Origin of the sequence: Kribbella italica (assembly GCF_014205135.1) — a bacterium.
In the GTDB taxonomy this organism is placed as follows: domain Bacteria; phylum Actinomycetota; class Actinomycetes; order Propionibacteriales; family Kribbellaceae; genus Kribbella; species Kribbella italica.
Genome location: NZ_JACHMY010000001.1, coordinates 2,211,513 through 2,226,461 on the forward strand (window position 1 = coordinate 2,211,513; position 14,949 = coordinate 2,226,461).

The window sequence follows — 14,949 nt, forward strand, 5'->3', positions numbered from 1 at the left end:
CGGTGCCATGAGTGAGACTGGGTCCATGTTGCTCGCCGACGTGGTTGCCACCTCCAGCGCTCTCAGCGGGACCAGGTCGCGCCTGGCGAAGGCCGGCTTCATCGCCGAGCTGCTGGCGGCTGTGACCGATCCCGTGGAGACCGAGGTCGTCGTCACCTACCTGTCCGGTGAGCTGCGCCAGCGGCGGACGGGCGTCGGTTGGCGCACGCTGACCGAGGTCCCCGCACCGGCGACCGACCCCTCGCTGACCGTCGAGGAGGTCGACCAGGCCTTCGCCGACCTCTCCGAAATCTCCGGCACCGGTTCCCAGGCCCGCAAGCGAGCAGCCGTCGACGCACTGTTCGCAAGAGCCACCGAGGCCGAGCAACAGTTCCTCAGACTCCTGGTCGCGGGTGAGCTGCGCCAAGGAGCACTCGACGGCGTGATGGCCGACGCCGTGGCAAAGGCCACCGGCATCCCTCTGGACAAGATCCGGGCGGCCACCATGCTCCGAGGCGCGGCGGCGCCCGTGGCGGTCGCCGTACTGACCGAAGGCGAAGCCGGGCTCGCCCAGTTCGGCCTCGAAGTCGGCCGCGGCGTCCAGGCGATGCTCGCCCAATCAGCAACCTCCGTCGCCGAGGCGATGACGAAGACCGGCGCGCCCGCGGCGCTCGAGTGGAAGCTGGACGGCATCCGCATCCAGGTCCACCGCAACGGCGCGGACGTCGTCGTCTACACGCGCACCCTCGACGACATCACCGCCCGCGTCCCCGAGGTCGTCGCCGCGACCCTCGAGCTCAAGGCCGACCAGCTCGTGCTCGACGGCGAACTGATCGCCCTCCGCGCCGACGGCCGCCCCGAAGCGTTCCAGGTGACCGGCTCCCGTACGGCGACGCGCGCGGCGACCGGTCCCGAAACCGTGCCGCTCACGCCGTACTTCTTCGACATCCTGCACCTCGACGGACAGGACCTGCTCGGCCTCGGCGGCGCCGAGCGGCACGAGTGGCTGAGCAAACTCGTCCCCGAGCACCGGCGGATCCCCCGGCTGGTCACCGACGACGCCGACGCGGGACAGGCGTTCTTCGCCGACGCGGTGAAGCGCGGGCACGAAGGTGTGATGGTCAAGTCCCTCACGGTCCCGTACGAGGCGGGCCGGCGCGGTTCGGGCTGGGTGAAGGTCAAGCAAACCCACACCCTCGACCTGGTCGTCCTCGCCGCCGAGTGGGGCCACGGCCGCCGTACCGGTTGGCTGTCGAACCTCCACCTCGGCGCCCGCGACGAGACCACCGGCGAGTTCGTGATGATGGGCAAGACCTTCAAGGGCCTGACCGACGAACTCCTGCGCTGGCAGACCGAACGCTTCCAGGAGATCGAAGCCGGCCGCGACAACTACACGGTGTACCTGCGCCCGGAGATCGTCGTCGAGATCGCCTTCGACGGCGTCCAGTCGTCGCCACGCTATCCAGCCGGCATGGCCCTACGCTTCGCCCGCGTCCTGCGCTACCGCGACGACAAGACCCCGTCCGAAGCCGACACTGTCCAGACCCTGCAAGCCATCCACCAACCAGACGAGGCTCCATGACGCAGAAGGACGCCGCTTCCCACGACGCGACGGACCCCAGCACGGCAAACACGGCAGACGCCCGTACGACGAACTCGGCGGACGTCGGCACGGCCAACTCGGCGAACGGCGGCACGACGAACTCAGCGAACGCCGGCACGGCCAACGCCGGCACGGCCAACTCGGCGGACGCCGGTACGACGAACTCGGCGAACGCCGGCACCGCGACCTCGGCGAACGCCGACACGGCCGACTCGCCAGACGCCGGTACGACGAACTCGGCAGACGCCGGCACGGCCAACTCGGCAGACGCCGACACGGCGACGTCGCCGGACTCCGCAGCCGCCGCCAACCAGGACCCTGACGTCGCCTCGCGTCACCTGGCGCACAAGGCGCTTGAAGCCGACGACCCAACCGGCTGGTTCGAGGAGCTGTACTCCGCCGCCGCGGACGGCCGCGCCGTCGTTCCATGGGATCGCGGCATGGCGCACCCCCTCCTCGTCGACTGGATCTCGACCGCCCAGCCCGACGGCGCAGGCAAGCGCGCACTCATCGTAGGCGCAGGCACAGGCTGGGACGCCGAACTGATCGCCGACCTCGGCTACGACACGATCGCCTTCGACATCTCCCCCACCGCGGTCGAGGCCGCCCAGCAGGCCCACCCCGATTCCAAGGCGCACTACCAAGTCGCCGACCTGCTCGACCCACCCGCCGACTGGCACCGCGCGTTCGACCTGGTCATCGAGATCTTCACCGTCCAGGCCCTCCCGATCGCGATCCAACCGGCGGCCACCCACCAGGTCGGCGAACAGGTCCGCGCCGGCGGCACCATGATCGTCATCGCCTTCGCCCGCGAGGACGACGTCCCCGACGAAACTCTCGAAGGCCCACCCTGGCCCCTCACCCGAGCCTCCATCGACGCCTTCGCCAAGGACGACCTCCGCCTGATCCAACTCGACCGAGCCCCCAGCCCCACCGACCCCAACACCTACCGCTGGCGAGCCGAGTACCTCCGCGACTAACCAGCACGGCGAACAGCAGCGCTCCCACCCGAGCTGCCCAGCGAAAGCGGGCGGGGCTCGGGCGCGGGCATCGGCAGCTCACGGCGGACAGGGGTCGCGCGCAGGCGGCTCGTGCGCAGGCGAGCCTCGGCGGGGCGCGGGCGCGGGCACGGGCACCGGCTGCTCGCGGCGGGCACGCAGCTCGTGCGTAGGCGGGCCTCGACGGGCGGGGCTCGGCCGCAGGCATCGGCGGCTCACGGCGAGTACGGGTCGTGCGCACGCAGCTCGTGCGCACGCGGCTCGTGCACGGGCGGGCGGACCTCAGCGGGCGCGGGTCATGGGCGAGGGTGGGATGCGGGCGGCTGGTCGTCGGCGGCATCGTCGCCGGCCTGGTCACCGCCCTCGCCGTCGCTCGCCCCGGACGAACTTCGCGAACCGGAACGAGCTGAAGTCGGCGCCGAACGACCTTCAGCCCACCTGGTCGAGCACGGCACCGAGCCGCGGCCGGCGCCGCACGGCGGGGGCCAGCCAGCCTGTCGAACGCGGTGCCGAGCCGCACCGCACCGATCAGCCAGCCTGGCCCTCCGCACGGGCTCGCCCTGCTGGCCGACGAGTTCGCCGACGCCGACCTGACCGATCCGGACACCTCGGCGCGAGTTCGCCCCACCAAATCACGAGACTCCTCCGGCTCCCCCACGTACGCTCGCGGCGTCGCCGAGCTGCTGGGGAGCAACCATGACGTCCACCATCCGACCGCTGACCGCCTCGGACCCCGCGGCGATCTTCGCGGCCTTCAACGTCGCCGGCTGGGAGAAGCCGCTCAGCACCTTCGCGACCTACCTGGAGGACGAACAGCCGGCCGCCGGAGTACCCTCGTCGCCACGCAGGACGACCAGATCGCCGGCTGCGTGACGGTCAACTGGAGTTCGGCGTACGAACCGTTCGACGGCATGCCGGAGATCCAGGACTTCATCGTGCTCCCGGCGTACCGACGGCGTGGGATCGGCGGCAGCTTGATGGACGCCGCGGAGGCGCTCGTCGCCGAGCGGTCGGACGTCGTCGGTTTGGGGGTCGGGCTCTACCCGGACTACGGCACCGCGCAGCGCATGTACGTCCGTCGCGGCTACCTGCCGGACGGCCGCGGTGTCATCTACGACCATCGCCAAGTACCGCCCGGTGAGTTGGTCCGGCTCGATGACGACGCCGTGCTCATGTTCACGAAATCACTCCTCTGACCTCATTCGTCCCATCTGTCACAGATTACCAGACGATTCGAACATCTGTTCGATCTTGCTGTAAACTAGTGCCATGGCCGGCCGAAACGAGCCGGGGCCGACGGCCCTGCGCATCATGCTGGGCGCGCACCTGCGACGACTGCGGGAGCGCGCCGGGATGAGTCGCGCCGACGCCGGCTGGGCGATCCGCGGTTCGGAGTCGAAGATCAGCCGGCTCGAGCTCGGCCGCGTCGGGTTCAAGGAACGCGACGTGCTCGACCTGCTCACGCTGTACGACGTACGCGACGAGCCCGAGCGCGATCGCCTTGTCCAGCTCGCCCGCGACGCGAACTCCCCGGGCTGGTGGCACCAGTACGGCGACGTCACGCCGGACTGGTTCGACGCCTATCTCGGACTGGAGGCCGCGGCGGAACTGATCCGCACGTACGAGATCCAGTTCGTGCCGGGACTGCTGCAGATCCCGGAGTACACCCGAGCTGTCGCGAAGCTGACCCCCGCCGCCGACCGGTCCGACGAGGAGATCGAGCAGCTCGTCGCGCTCCGCCGGACGCGGCAGGTGATGTTCGACCGGGAGCCGCCGCTCAGATTCTGGGCGATCGTCGAGGAATCCGCTCTCCAGCGCCCGATCGGCGGACCCGACGTGCAGCGCGCGCAGCTGAACGCCTTGCTCGAGGCGATCAAACGCCCGAACATCACGCTCCAGATCATCCCGACAGCGAGCGCCGGTCACGCCGCGTCGGGCGGAGCCTTCAGCGTGCTGCGCTTCCCGAAGCCCGACCTGCCGGACGTCGTCTACCTGGAGCACTTCACCAGCGCCCTGTACCTGGAGAAGCGCGACGACGTCGACGCGTACACGAAGATCCTCGACACGCTGGCGGTCAGCATTCCGCCACCTCAGGAGACTCCGGCGCTGCTGAGAACCCTTCTCCGCAAGGTCCGCCGTCAGACCAAGCCGACCTGAGCTGAGCTGGTCAGGTGAGGCAGTTCGAGGTGGTCGGTGGGTCGCGTCCGGCCAGCGGGATCCGGGGAAGACTTGAGCGGGGCGATCAGCCCGTGGGTTAGCTCGTCAGCTCAGTCAGCTCCGTCAGTGTCTCGCGGATGACCGCGACTGGGTCCTCCTCCGCGCCCTCCACCCAGCGCTCAAAGGCCACCCGGAAAACCGTGATGCCCGTCTCGGCCGCCAGCAACGCCCGAGCCGGCGCGACGCCGCGCTCCCGCAGCGCCGCGCTGAACGCCGTGACCAGCGAAGCCATCTTGATGAACTCGCGCTCCCGAAGCTCCGGCGTCGCCGAGACCACCTCGTACCGCTGCCGCGAGAAGTCCCGCCGCCCGGCAAACGCCTCCCCCGCGGCCAGCACCCCCGCCGCGACCGCCTCCATCGGCCCAGCCGACGCGGGCGCCGAAACCAGCGCCTCCACCATCACCTGCTCCAACGACTCCGAGCCCGCGAACAGCACCTCGCGCTTGTCCGCGAAATGCCGGAAGAACGTCCGCGCGGTCACGCCGGCCCGGTCGGCGATCTGCGCGACCGTCGTCCCGTCGTACCCCTGCTCGGCGTACAGCGCCATCGCCGCGACGCGCAGCCGCTCCGCCGCACCCGGCTCCCAACGCACCATGACCCCGATCCTATGCGATGTCATCGTGTGACATCAAAGGTGTAGCCTGGGTGATGTCACACGATGACATCACCGAAAGGAACCACCGATGCGCGTCTTCATCACCGGAGCGACCGGCCACCTCGGCTCCGCCCTGGTCCCCGAACTCCTGCAGCACGACCACGAGGTCATCGGCCTGGCCCGCTCCGACGACTCCGCCGACCGCCTCACCAAGTGGGGCGCCGACGTCGTCCGCGGCGAGCTGGGCGACCTCGACACGATCAGCTCCACCGCCGCAGCGGCCGACGGCGTGATCCACCTGGCCTTCCGCCACGACGCCATGCAGGTCGGCGACATGACCGGCGCCGCCGACTCCGACCTCGCCGCCATCCGAGCGATCGCCGAGACCCTCGAAGGCACCGGCAAACCATTCGTCGGTACGTCGGGCACCGGCCTGGTCGCCGCCGCCGGCCTCGACCACCCCGGCACCGAGGACGACACCCTCGCCGGCGGTTACCGCATCGACGCGGAGAACTTCGTCGTCGACCTGGCCGCCAAAGGCATCCGCTCGTCGGTCGTCCGCCTGCCGATCGTCCACGGCCCGCTCGACACCGGCTTCCTCACCTCGCTGGTCGAGTTCGCCCGCCGCAACGGCTTCTCGGCGTACATCGGCGACGGCACCAACCGCTGGTCGTCGGTCCACACGAACGACGCGGCTCGCCTCTACCGCCTCGCTCTGGAGAAGGCCCCGGCCGGTTCCCGCCTGCACGCCGTCCACGACGGAGGCGTCGCGCTCCGCCAGATCGCCGAGGCGATCGGCCGCGGACTCGATCTCCCGGCCCGCTCGATCACGGCGGACCAGGCACCCGAGTACGTCGGGTACCTGGCCCACTTCGCCGCCATCGACAACCCCACCACCGCGACCCGCACCCGCGAGCTGCTCGACTGGCAGCCCACCGAGATCGGCCTGCTCGAAGACCTTGCCCTAGGCCACTACTTCCGGCAGGGCTAGCTCAGTACGGGGGCGATCGTCTTCGTGCGAGCGCCCTCGTACGCCGCCAGCAGGATCCCGAGCACGGCGATCCCCTCTTCCTCCGTGTGCAGCGGCCGCGTCTTCCCCAGCAGCGAGTCGGCGAAGTGCCCGATCTCGGCGACGAACCCGTCGACCGGCTCGAGCTCGATCGTCTCGACCTCACCGGACCGCGGCCGGATCGTCAACGAGTTCCCGTCGCTGTGCAACGCACCCTCCGACCCGACGACCGAGAACCGCTCGGTCACCGCGGCCGGCTGATACGCCCAACTCGTCACCAGCTGACCGACGACGCCGTTGTCGAACCGCACCAGCACCTGCGCGGAGTCCTCACCCTCCATGAACTTCAGCCGGTGCGTCGACAGCATCGCCGTCGCCTCGACCGGCTTGCCACCCGCCAGGTGCAGCAGCAGGTACGTCGGGTGGTAGCCGGTGTCGATCAGCTCGCCACCGCCACTCGTCGCAGCGCTCGCCCGCCATCCCATCGTCGACGGATCGAAGTCGTTGTAGAAGCTGTCCGTCGTACGCACCTCGAACACGGTCCCGATCGTGCCGGCGTCCAGCAATTCCTTGGCCTTGGCAACGGCCGGCAGGAACAACTGGTTGTGCGCACACATCAGCGTCACGCCGGCCGCCGAAACCGCCGCCCGGACGTCCGCGGCCTCGGCCGCCGTCAAGCACAACGGCTTCTCGCACAGGATGTGCTTGCCCGCCTCGGCCGCGGCGACGATCGCGTCGCGGTGCAGATGATGCGGCAGACAGATGTCCACCGCGTCGAGCTCCTCGGCTTCGAGCATCTGCCGATAGTCCGCGTACGGCGTGGCGCCCAGCTCCTCGGCCCGCGCAGCCACAGCCTCTGGGACGACGTCGGCCACCGCGGTGACACCGATTCGCGCGGCGTGCTCGCGGTAACCCCGGATGTGCGCGCCCGCGATCCCGCCCGCGCCGATCAGTCCGACCTTGATCTCCGGCATGTCAGCTCCTCGCTCCGGCGTACTGGACGACCTTGCCCTGCTCCGCGGCTTCGTTGGCCGCGACCACCATCCGGGTCAGCTCGACCGCCCGCGCGATGTTGTCGTCGGCCCGGGTCCCGTCGTTGATGTGGTCCACCCACTGCCCGAACGGGTCCAGGCTGTGCTCGGGCACCGGTAGTTGCCGGGCCTCCCCGAACGCCGGGCCGAAGACCCGCAGTACGTTGCCGTCGTCGCTGTACGTCAGGCTTCCGGTGGTCCCGAAGAGCTCGATCGTGAACGGATTGCCACTCGCGAACCCGGCCTCGATCACACCGATCCGCTGGTCGCCGTACCCGACCGTCACCACCGCGTTGTCCTCCAACCCGAGTCCTGCAACCGATCGGTACGTCGCGCTGACGGTCTCGGGCTCGGCTCCCAGGAAGAGCTGCGTCAGGTAGACCGGGTGGCAGCCGAGGTCGGTGAGCGCTCCCCCGATCGCGGTCTTCGGGTCGAAGAAGCGCTCGGGCAACCAACCGCCCTTGCCGCCGTCCGACACCGCACCGTCGTGGGACAGCCGGACCCGGCCGTACGTGATCGTGCCCAGGTCGCCGCTGTCGATCACCTCGCGGATCGCCTGGGTGTACCCGTGCGCGAGCCGCGGCAGCGAGACGACCAGCTTCACGCCGTTCGCGTCGGCCGCGGCGACGATCTCCTCGGCCTCGGCCACGGTCGGCGCGAGCACCTTCTCGGTGAAGATGTGCTTCCCGGCGTTCGCGACCTTCACCATCAGGTCGCGGTGGACGTCGGTCGACGTGGTCACGGTGACGCCGTCGAGGTCGTCGCGGGCCAGCAACGCGTCCAGGTCGTCGGTGTACGGCACCCCGAACTTCTCGGCCCCGGCCTGACCGAGCGCCGGGTCGTCGTCCCACACCGCGACCAGCTCCGTCCCCGGATGCTCCTGCGCTTGCCTCGAGTAGTCCCCCGCATGCACGTGCCAGAATCCCAGGGCCGCGATCTTGAGCGGTTTCGACACCATCTTCTCCTCGCACCAGGTCGATCAGTGGAAAACGATCTCCGACCTACCTAACCAAGGCCCGCACCCCGGCGCGGGTCCTACCGGCGGTTCGTCTCAGCATCCGACCCGGAATCTTGGAAACGATTCCGTTTTCGCCGGAGCAGGTGTCCAACCCACCCCCTCAGTACTCGACGATCGGCCGCACCTCGACCGCGCCGTACGACGCGGTCGGGATCATCGCCGCCCACACCTCGGCCGCCTCGGCGTCGGCGACGTCGACGAGGTAGTAGCCCGCGAGCACCGGCGTACCGGTCGCTCCACCCTGCTCGCTCGAGGTCTTCCCGTCGCGCACGCGCACGGTCCGGGCCCGCGAGACCGAGTGGAAACCGGCCTCGTGCACGAATACCCCGGCCTTGCGGACGGCGGCGTCGAAGGCCAGCCAGTCGAGCAGTTCCTCCTTCGTCGGACCGGCGACGGCGGGGTCGTAGTAGTACAGCAGAGCGAACTGCATGAGGGTCCTTCCGGCAGCGGCGAGTGGCAGCCACCAGTCAACCGGACAACGCTTGCTCGACCCCAACCCCTTGACAGCTCGTGATCGCTTGACAACCATGTGTCACGTCACCGCCCATGACAAGGTTGTCAGAGCCGCCTGCCAGGCCGACGACCCGCTCCGCCCCCGGTGTGCTCATGGGCGAATTCCGTGCAAGTGAGGATCGGAAGGAAAGACCTATGAGGAATCTCCAGCGCGTCACGGTGCTGTTCGCGGCAGTGGCGGCCACCGTTCTCGGATCGGTTCCCGCGGCGTCGGCGTACGACCAGCCCGAGACCGCACCGACCGCCCAGAGCACCCAGAGCACCCAGCTCATGACCGCAGCCGCCGACGACGAGCACGGCACCGACGCCCACGGCGTCCAGCTGGTGCCCGGCAAGGCCGCCCCGATGCCGGCCAAGATCCTTGGCTGGGACGTCCCGAGCGCCCGCTCGTACACGATCACCGCCTCCTGCTCGCAGTACGCCGGCGCGATCCGCCAGGGCGCGGCCGCCTGGAACGGCCTGACCGAAGGCGGCGGCACACCCGTCTCCTGCCAGGACGGCTACATCACCGACTGCGGCGCGGGGACCGTCATCGGCTGTAACTACGGCGCCGGACAGCGCATCACCCTGGTCGCCAGCGCCGTCGGCGACGTCGCCCTGCTCGCGGCCCACGAGTTCGGCCACGACTGGTACGGCCACTCCGGCACCGGCTGCGCCAACTGGAACAGCCCGGCCGACGTGATGAGGACCAGTATCTGCGGCTGACCGCCCCGATCTGCGGCATCCGCCGGGCGCAGGGTCCCGACGGATGCCGCAGCCGCATGCCCGGAGGCCGCCGATGTTTCAGCCGCTGCCCGGTGCCCGTTACAGGTTGTCCACAACCATCCACAGATTGTGCATCGAGCCTCCCGGAGCCTGTGGACAAACCAGCGAATCGGGCCTCGATGACCGCCTCGGCAGATAACCTCTCTATACCGGTGACACACACCGGGGGCGGGGAACTACTATTGAGCCCGTGGGCTTGACGCCCCCGCACCGCTGATCCCGCCGCGACCACTTCGCCCGGGGCTGGAACTCACGGCCGTCTACCCGTCGTCCCGCACGACAGCCAGTTCCGCCGGAGGGTCCTCGGCCGCTCGACGAGTCGATGAACCGTGCTCGTACGCCGGTTCTTCGAGTCCGTCGACGGCGTACGGCGGTGCTGTTGTGCCGCGGCACCGTGCCGTGGTTGCTCTGAGGAGGATTCTTGGCCAACCGAGGTCGTCGCCAGACCGGAACCGACGCGCAGCGCGGCGGTTCGTCCGGCGCTTCGCGTGGTGGTTCGACGAGCGGTGGGTCCCGTGGGGGCTCGACCGCGGCTGCGCGCGAGGGAGCCGTCAGTTCCGGCGGCGCCGCGCGGGGCAGCTCGAACGGCGGGTCCCGGGGAGGATCTGGTGCCGGTTCGCGAGGTCCCTCGGACGGAGCTCGGGGAGGATCCGGCGCCGGTTCGCGAGGTCCCTCGGACGGAGGCCGCGGCGCATCGGCCAACGCGTCCCGCGGCGGATCGACCGGCGGAGGATCGCGCTCAGGCGGTGGCCGCGGCGGAGCCTCGCGGGGTTCCGGTGGCGGCTCCCGCGGCAGCGCCGGTGGCTCGTCCCGCGGGTCGGGTGGCGCCTCCCGCGGCGGATCGGGCGGCGGGACGCGGCGCAAGCGCCGTACCGACGATGCCGACGGCCTGATCCCGGTCCTCGCGCGGGCCGTACGGGAGGTCGAGGCGGCCGTCGAGCGCGGTGCGATCGCGCCCTCGATCCGGACGAAGTTCCAGGTCATCGGCCTGCTGGTCCGCCAGGAGCGGGCCCAGGTCAACGGCGACGCCACGGCCACCGACGCCTACCGCGCCGAGCAGCTGCGGCGGCTCGACGGGGTCGCGACGATTCTGGCCAAGACCGCCGCGCGCGAGCCCTCGCTGCTCGCGCTGCTCGCCGAGGACGCGGTGATGTCCGAGGCGGCCGTCGCGCTGCAGCGCGAGATGCTGCTCGCCGCGGGTCTCGAAGCGCCTGTGGAAAAGCCCAAGCCGGTCGAGCAGCCCATCGAGACCGCGCCGCCGCGCCAGGTCGTGCCGCAGTCGGTCGTCTCCCGCCAGCTGGCGAACCCGTTCCTCGCTCCCGACTTCTCGGCCGCTCCGCAGAAGGAGGCCAAGCCGCGCCGCCTGGCCGGCTGGGAGCTGATCGGTCCGCTGCTGCGGTCCTTCGAGCAGGCCGGCGCGTCCGCCAGCATGCACCTGCCCGACCCGTCGTCGCTGAACGCCGCAGGTGGTCGCGAGCTGATGCTGCACCAGGCGCAGCTGATCGCCTCCGCCTCGGACGGACACCGGACCTTCCTGCTGGCCGACGAGCCCGGTCTGGGCAAGACGGCGCAGGCGCTGCTCGCCGCCCAGGCGGCGCAGGCCTATCCGCTGCTTGTCGTCGTACCGAACGTGGTCAAGACGAACTGGGCCCGCGAGGCCGACCTGTGGACGCCGAAGCGCAAGGCGACCGTGATCCAGGGCGACGGCGACACGATCGACGGCTTCGCCGACATCGTCGTGGTGAACTACGAGGTCCTCGACCGGCACGTCGGCTGGCTGGTCGACTTCGGCTTCCGCGGCATGGTCGTCGACGAGGCGCACTTCATCAAGAACAAGAAGTCGCACCGCTCGCGCAACGTGCTGCACCTGTCGGAGCGGATCCGGTCGCGGACCGCGCGGCCGCTGCTGATGGCCCTGACCGGTACGCCGCTGATCAACGACATCGAGGACTTCACCGCGATCTGGCAGTACCTGGGCTGGATCGAGGAGCGCTCTCCCGGCGCCGTCCTGATGGAGAAGCTCGAGGAGACCGACCTCACGCCGGCCGACCCCGCGTTCTACCCGGCGGCCCGGTCGAGCGTGATCGACATGGGCATCGTCCGCCGTCGCAAGGTCGACGTCGCGGCCGACATCCCCGCCCGCCGGATCGCCAACCTGCCGGTCGAGCTCGACGGTTCGGTCGGCCGCTCGATCCGCGAGGCCGAGCGCGAGCTGGCCGGGCGCCTGGTCGCGCGGTACCGCCTGGCCCTGGAGACCCGCAGCTCCGGTGTCGTTGTCGACGGCATCGATCACGCGCTGGTCCACCAGGTCGCCGAGTGGGAACGCACCGAGATGTCGACGGCGAAGACGGGCGAGAACGTCTTCACGCTCGTCCGGCGGATCGGAAAGGCCAAAGCCGGCCTGGCCGCCGACTACGCCGCCCAGCTGGCGCACAACGTCGGCAAGGTCGTGTACTTCGCGCGCCACATCGAGGCGATGGACACGGCCGAGGAGCTGTTCGCGGATCGCGGCATCAAGTACGCGTCGATCCGGGGCGACCAGTCCCCCACCGCCCGGCAGAAGAACATCGACGCGTTCGTCAACGACCCGGACGTCTCGATCGTGGTCTGCTCGCTGCTGACCGCCGGCGTCGGCCTGAACCTCCAGGTCGCGTCGAACGTCGTACTGGCCGAATTGTCCTGGACCAACGCCGAGCAGACCCAGGCGATCGACCGGGTCCACCGGATCGGCCAGCAGGAGCCCGTCACGGCCTGGCGCGTCATCGCCGCCCAGACCATCGACACCCGCATCGCCGACCTGATCGACTCGAAGGCCGGGCTGGCGGCCGTCGCCCTGGACGGCGCGGACGCCGACGAGCTCGCGACCACCGACATCCAGGTCGAGGCGCTGGCGACGCTCCTCACGAACGCGCTCGAAGCCGAGTAGACGCCGCGGGCCGGGGCAACGCCTTGGCCCGTAGCAAGGTGCGCGCACCGAAGTCAACGGCCGGGATCACCGTCGGCTATTCGGCATCTTTATGACCGTTGTCCCACGATGTGGAGTTATTCCGGGGCAGACCGGTAATAGCCGGCCGGTGTAGACCAATTCGCACCGGCCGCCGCGCCGCACGGCAAATCGGCACCTGACCTGCGCAGACGCAAGTCGTTGCCCTTAGCCCCTTTTCGTCCTGCCCGGATCAGCAGGAAACCGCCCGGATCGCAAGGAGTTGGGCGGATCCAGAATTTCGAGACTTTTGAGTCCTTTCAACGGTTTAGCCCGCTGGACCACGGGTAGATCGGGAAAGTCGAAGGACAGAACAGACTCGGGAACTGGATTGGGAGGGAACCCTTGTCAACGCAACACCTGCCGGCATGCGCCGCCGGCAACCCGGAACACGTGTGGGCCCCGAACGGAACGTTTGCTTTCCTCGAAGAGCCGCCGATTCGGGACAGATAGCGATTTCCGATGGATGCACAGGCTCTGCAACGCAGTTGGGACCAGGTCACCGAGCACGGCGAGCAGGTCCCGTTGTACTTCTACTCGCACCTGTTCGTGTCGTACCCCGAAGTGCGGCCGATGTTCCCGCTGTCGATGGCGAACCAGCGCGACAAGTTCGTCGGTGCCCTCGGCCGCATCGTCAGCCACGCCGACCAGATCGAGCACGACGCGGCCTTCCTGCAGCACCTGGGCCGCGACCACCGCAAGTACGCCGTCCTGGCGGAGCACTACAACGCCGTCGGCGCCTCGCTCTGCGCGACCCTGATGCACTTCCTGGGGCCGGAGTGGGACGAGGAGCTCGCCGCGCACTGGACCGCGGCGTACCAGGTGGTCGCGCGGATCATGGTCGAGGCGGCGGAGGACGCGTCGGAGTCCACCCCGGACTGGTGGGACGCGGACGTGCTCTCGGCCGAGCGGCGGACCATGGACCTCACGCTGCTGACGGTCCGCCCCCGGCGGCCGTTCCCGTTCCGCCCCGGCCAGTCGATCTCGATGGAGATCCCGCAACGCCCACGCCAGTGGCGGTACTTCAGCCCCGCCAACGCACCCCGCGCGGACGGCTCGATCGATCTGCACGTCCAGCAGATCGACGGCGGCCAGGTGAGCCCGACCGTCGTACGGTCGCTGAAGGCGGGTGACACCGTGAAGCTGGGTGCACCGGTCGGCGAGCGACTGACGCTGCGCGACACCGCGGCGAGGGAACTGCTGCTGGTCGCGGGCGGGACCGGGCTGGCTCCGCTGCTGGCCCTGCTCGAGCAGATCGACGGCGAGTGGCACCGGTCGGGCAACGGACCCCTCGTCCACCTGCTGCACGGCGTACGGATGCCTTGGCATCTGTACGACCGGCCCCGGCTGCGCGAGCTCGCCAAGACGCGGTCGTGGTTCGAGTACACCGAGGTCGTCTCGGACGACCCGTCGTACCCGGGGACGCGCGGGAAGGTCGGCACGGTCGCGGCCCGGCAGTTGCTGCACGGGCGGACGGCGATGGTGTGCGGCGGCCCGCAGATGGTCGCGCACACGCTCGAGCGGCTGGCCGCGGCCGGCATGTCGCCCGAGCACATCAAGTACGAGCACTTCTACTACGCGGCCGCGGGCGAGCACGCCGCCGGGCCACCGTTACCAGGGCAGGAGACACCCAGTGAGGACCAGCAAACACCGTCACGGCTCCCCACAGCAGACGCCGCGGTCGATCCGGGACGAGACCTTCCAGAAGCGGATCCGTGGGCTCGACGCGAGCGAGGTCTACGGGTACCTCGATCGGCTGGCTGACCAGATGCAGGCGATGGACCAGGCGCTCGGTGAGAGCCGGTCCAAGAACGAACGCCTCCAGGCCGAGCTGCAGCGCGTACAGGCCGAGCTGGACCAGTACGAGGAAGCCGGCGACCGCGTGAACGAGCAGGTCGTGCAGATGTTCAGCCAGGCCCAGCTCGTGGTCGAGGAGATGGTCCAGGACGTCAGCCGGGACGCGCGCGAGCGGATCGGCCAGGCGCGCGAGCACGAGCGCAGGATCGTCGCCGAGGCGATGGACACGGCCGGGCAGCAGGTCCGCTCGTACGCGCAAACGGCCCAGGTGCAGATGCAGACGATCGTGAACTCGTTCGCGACCGAGGTCGAGCACCTCGGCGACACGACGACACCGCCGCCGCCCGTCGAGCCGACGCCCGGTTCGTTCTTCGACGACACGGATTCGCACACCCGTTTTCGCAACGGGCGCGGTCCGGGTACTCCAGGCTAGGACCGGGC

The 14,949-nt window shown here is 70.0% G+C and carries 14 protein-coding genes; 10 read left to right on the top strand and 4 right to left on the bottom strand.

Features of this window, described 5'->3' with window-relative positions; all coding sequences use genetic code 11:
• The first annotated feature begins 25 nt into the window (after positions 1-25).
• From HDA39_RS10375 to HDA39_RS10390, 5 genes are all read left to right on the top strand, one after another.
• The gene (locus HDA39_RS10375; RefSeq protein ID WP_184795014.1) at positions 26-1,561 is read left to right on the top strand and encodes an ATP-dependent DNA ligase; all 1,536 of its coding nucleotides are present in this window, start codon (positions 26-28) and stop codon (positions 1,559-1,561) included.
• Complete coding sequence (locus HDA39_RS10380; protein ID WP_184795015.1) at positions 1,558-2,562, top strand: methyltransferase domain-containing protein; 1,005 nt, start codon at positions 1,558-1,560, stop codon at positions 2,560-2,562. Before HDA39_RS10375 ends, HDA39_RS10380 begins: the two co-directional genes overlap by 4 nt.
• 714 nt (positions 2,563-3,276) lie before the next feature.
• The gene (locus HDA39_RS42225) at positions 3,277-3,453 is read left to right on the top strand and encodes a hypothetical protein (protein ID WP_238356025.1); all 177 of its coding nucleotides are present in this window, start codon (positions 3,277-3,279) and stop codon (positions 3,451-3,453) included.
• On the top strand, positions 3,450-3,776 hold the full coding sequence (locus HDA39_RS42230) for a GNAT family N-acetyltransferase (protein WP_337925699.1): 327 nt from the start codon (positions 3,450-3,452) through the stop codon (positions 3,774-3,776). The genes HDA39_RS42225 and HDA39_RS42230 overlap by 4 nt, the downstream gene beginning before the upstream one ends.
• 73 nt (positions 3,777-3,849) lie before the next feature.
• Complete coding sequence (locus HDA39_RS10390; RefSeq protein ID WP_184795017.1) at positions 3,850-4,737, top strand: helix-turn-helix domain-containing protein; 888 nt, start codon at positions 3,850-3,852, stop codon at positions 4,735-4,737.
• A gap of 97 nt (positions 4,738-4,834) precedes the next feature.
• Here HDA39_RS10390 and HDA39_RS10395 read toward each other — a convergent pair whose 3' ends face one another.
• On the bottom strand, positions 4,835-5,392 hold the full coding sequence (locus tag HDA39_RS10395) for a TetR/AcrR family transcriptional regulator (protein WP_184795018.1): 558 nt from the start codon (positions 5,390-5,392) through the stop codon (positions 4,835-4,837).
• An 88-nt stretch (positions 5,393-5,480) separates the two neighbouring features.
• On the opposite strand from HDA39_RS10395, the gene HDA39_RS10400 reads away from it, so the two are divergent.
• The gene (locus HDA39_RS10400; RefSeq protein WP_184795019.1) at positions 5,481-6,383 is read left to right on the top strand and encodes an SDR family oxidoreductase; all 903 of its coding nucleotides are present in this window, start codon (positions 5,481-5,483) and stop codon (positions 6,381-6,383) included.
• Here the strand turns inward: HDA39_RS10400 and HDA39_RS10405 are convergent.
• From HDA39_RS10405 to HDA39_RS10415, 3 genes are all read right to left on the bottom strand, one after another.
• Positions 6,380-7,375 carry a Gfo/Idh/MocA family protein gene (locus HDA39_RS10405; RefSeq protein ID WP_184795020.1) on the bottom strand — a complete coding sequence of 332 codons (996 nt, stop codon included), beginning with the start codon at positions 7,373-7,375 and terminating at the stop codon, positions 6,380-6,382. The genes HDA39_RS10400 and HDA39_RS10405 overlap by 4 nt on opposite strands.
• Before the next feature lies 1 nt (position 7,376).
• Positions 7,377-8,387, bottom strand: a complete 1,011-nt coding sequence (locus HDA39_RS10410) for a Gfo/Idh/MocA family protein (RefSeq protein ID WP_184795021.1) — start codon at positions 8,385-8,387, stop codon at positions 7,377-7,379.
• Between the two features lie 163 nt (positions 8,388-8,550).
• Entirely contained in the window at positions 8,551-8,880 is a 330-nt protein-coding gene (locus HDA39_RS10415) for a YciI family protein (protein ID WP_184795022.1), read from the bottom strand.
• A gap of 218 nt (positions 8,881-9,098) precedes the next feature.
• On the opposite strand from HDA39_RS10415, the gene HDA39_RS10420 reads away from it, so the two are divergent.
• From HDA39_RS10420 to HDA39_RS10435, 4 genes are all read left to right on the top strand, one after another.
• Positions 9,099-9,668: a hypothetical protein gene (locus HDA39_RS10420; protein ID WP_184795023.1), complete on the top strand. Its 570-nt coding sequence runs from the start codon at positions 9,099-9,101 to the stop codon at positions 9,666-9,668.
• A gap of 481 nt (positions 9,669-10,149) precedes the next feature.
• Complete coding sequence (locus HDA39_RS10425) at positions 10,150-12,654, top strand: DEAD/DEAH box helicase (RefSeq protein WP_238356026.1); 2,505 nt, start codon at positions 10,150-10,152, stop codon at positions 12,652-12,654.
• A gap of 519 nt (positions 12,655-13,173) precedes the next feature.
• Positions 13,174-14,475, top strand: coding sequence for a globin domain-containing protein (locus HDA39_RS42235; RefSeq protein ID WP_184795024.1), 1,302 nt, complete (start codon positions 13,174-13,176; stop codon positions 14,473-14,475).
• Positions 14,423-14,941, top strand: a complete 519-nt coding sequence (locus tag HDA39_RS10435; protein WP_337926125.1) for a DivIVA domain-containing protein — start codon at positions 14,423-14,425, stop codon at positions 14,939-14,941. Before HDA39_RS42235 ends, HDA39_RS10435 begins: the two co-directional genes overlap by 53 nt.
• Positions 14,942-14,949 lie beyond the last annotated feature (8 nt).

Excerpts from the sequence above, each read along its gene's own strand:
- HDA39_RS10375 (WP_184795014.1), top strand. The coding sequence starts at position 26 with ATGTTGCTCGCCGACGTGGTTGCCACCTCCAGCGCTCTCAGCGGGACC.
- HDA39_RS10380 (WP_184795015.1), top strand. The coding sequence starts at position 1,558 with ATGACGCAGAAGGACGCCGCTTCCCACGACGCGACGGACCCCAGCACG.
- HDA39_RS10420 (WP_184795023.1), top strand. The coding sequence starts at position 9,099 with ATGAGGAATCTCCAGCGCGTCACGGTGCTGTTCGCGGCAGTGGCGGCC.
- HDA39_RS42225 (WP_238356025.1), top strand. The coding sequence starts at position 3,277 with ATGACGTCCACCATCCGACCGCTGACCGCCTCGGACCCCGCGGCGATC.
- HDA39_RS10390 (WP_184795017.1), top strand. The coding sequence starts at position 3,850 with ATGGCCGGCCGAAACGAGCCGGGGCCGACGGCCCTGCGCATCATGCTG.
- HDA39_RS10395 (WP_184795018.1), bottom strand. The coding sequence starts at position 5,392 with ATGGTGCGTTGGGAGCCGGGTGCGGCGGAGCGGCTGCGCGTCGCGGCG.
- HDA39_RS10405 (WP_184795020.1), bottom strand. The coding sequence starts at position 7,375 with ATGCCGGAGATCAAGGTCGGACTGATCGGCGCGGGCGGGATCGCGGGC.
- HDA39_RS10400 (WP_184795019.1), top strand. The coding sequence starts at position 5,481 with ATGCGCGTCTTCATCACCGGAGCGACCGGCCACCTCGGCTCCGCCCTG.
- HDA39_RS10415 (WP_184795022.1), bottom strand. The coding sequence starts at position 8,880 with ATGCAGTTCGCTCTGCTGTACTACTACGACCCCGCCGTCGCCGGTCCG.
- HDA39_RS42235 (WP_184795024.1), top strand. The coding sequence starts at position 13,174 with ATGGATGCACAGGCTCTGCAACGCAGTTGGGACCAGGTCACCGAGCAC.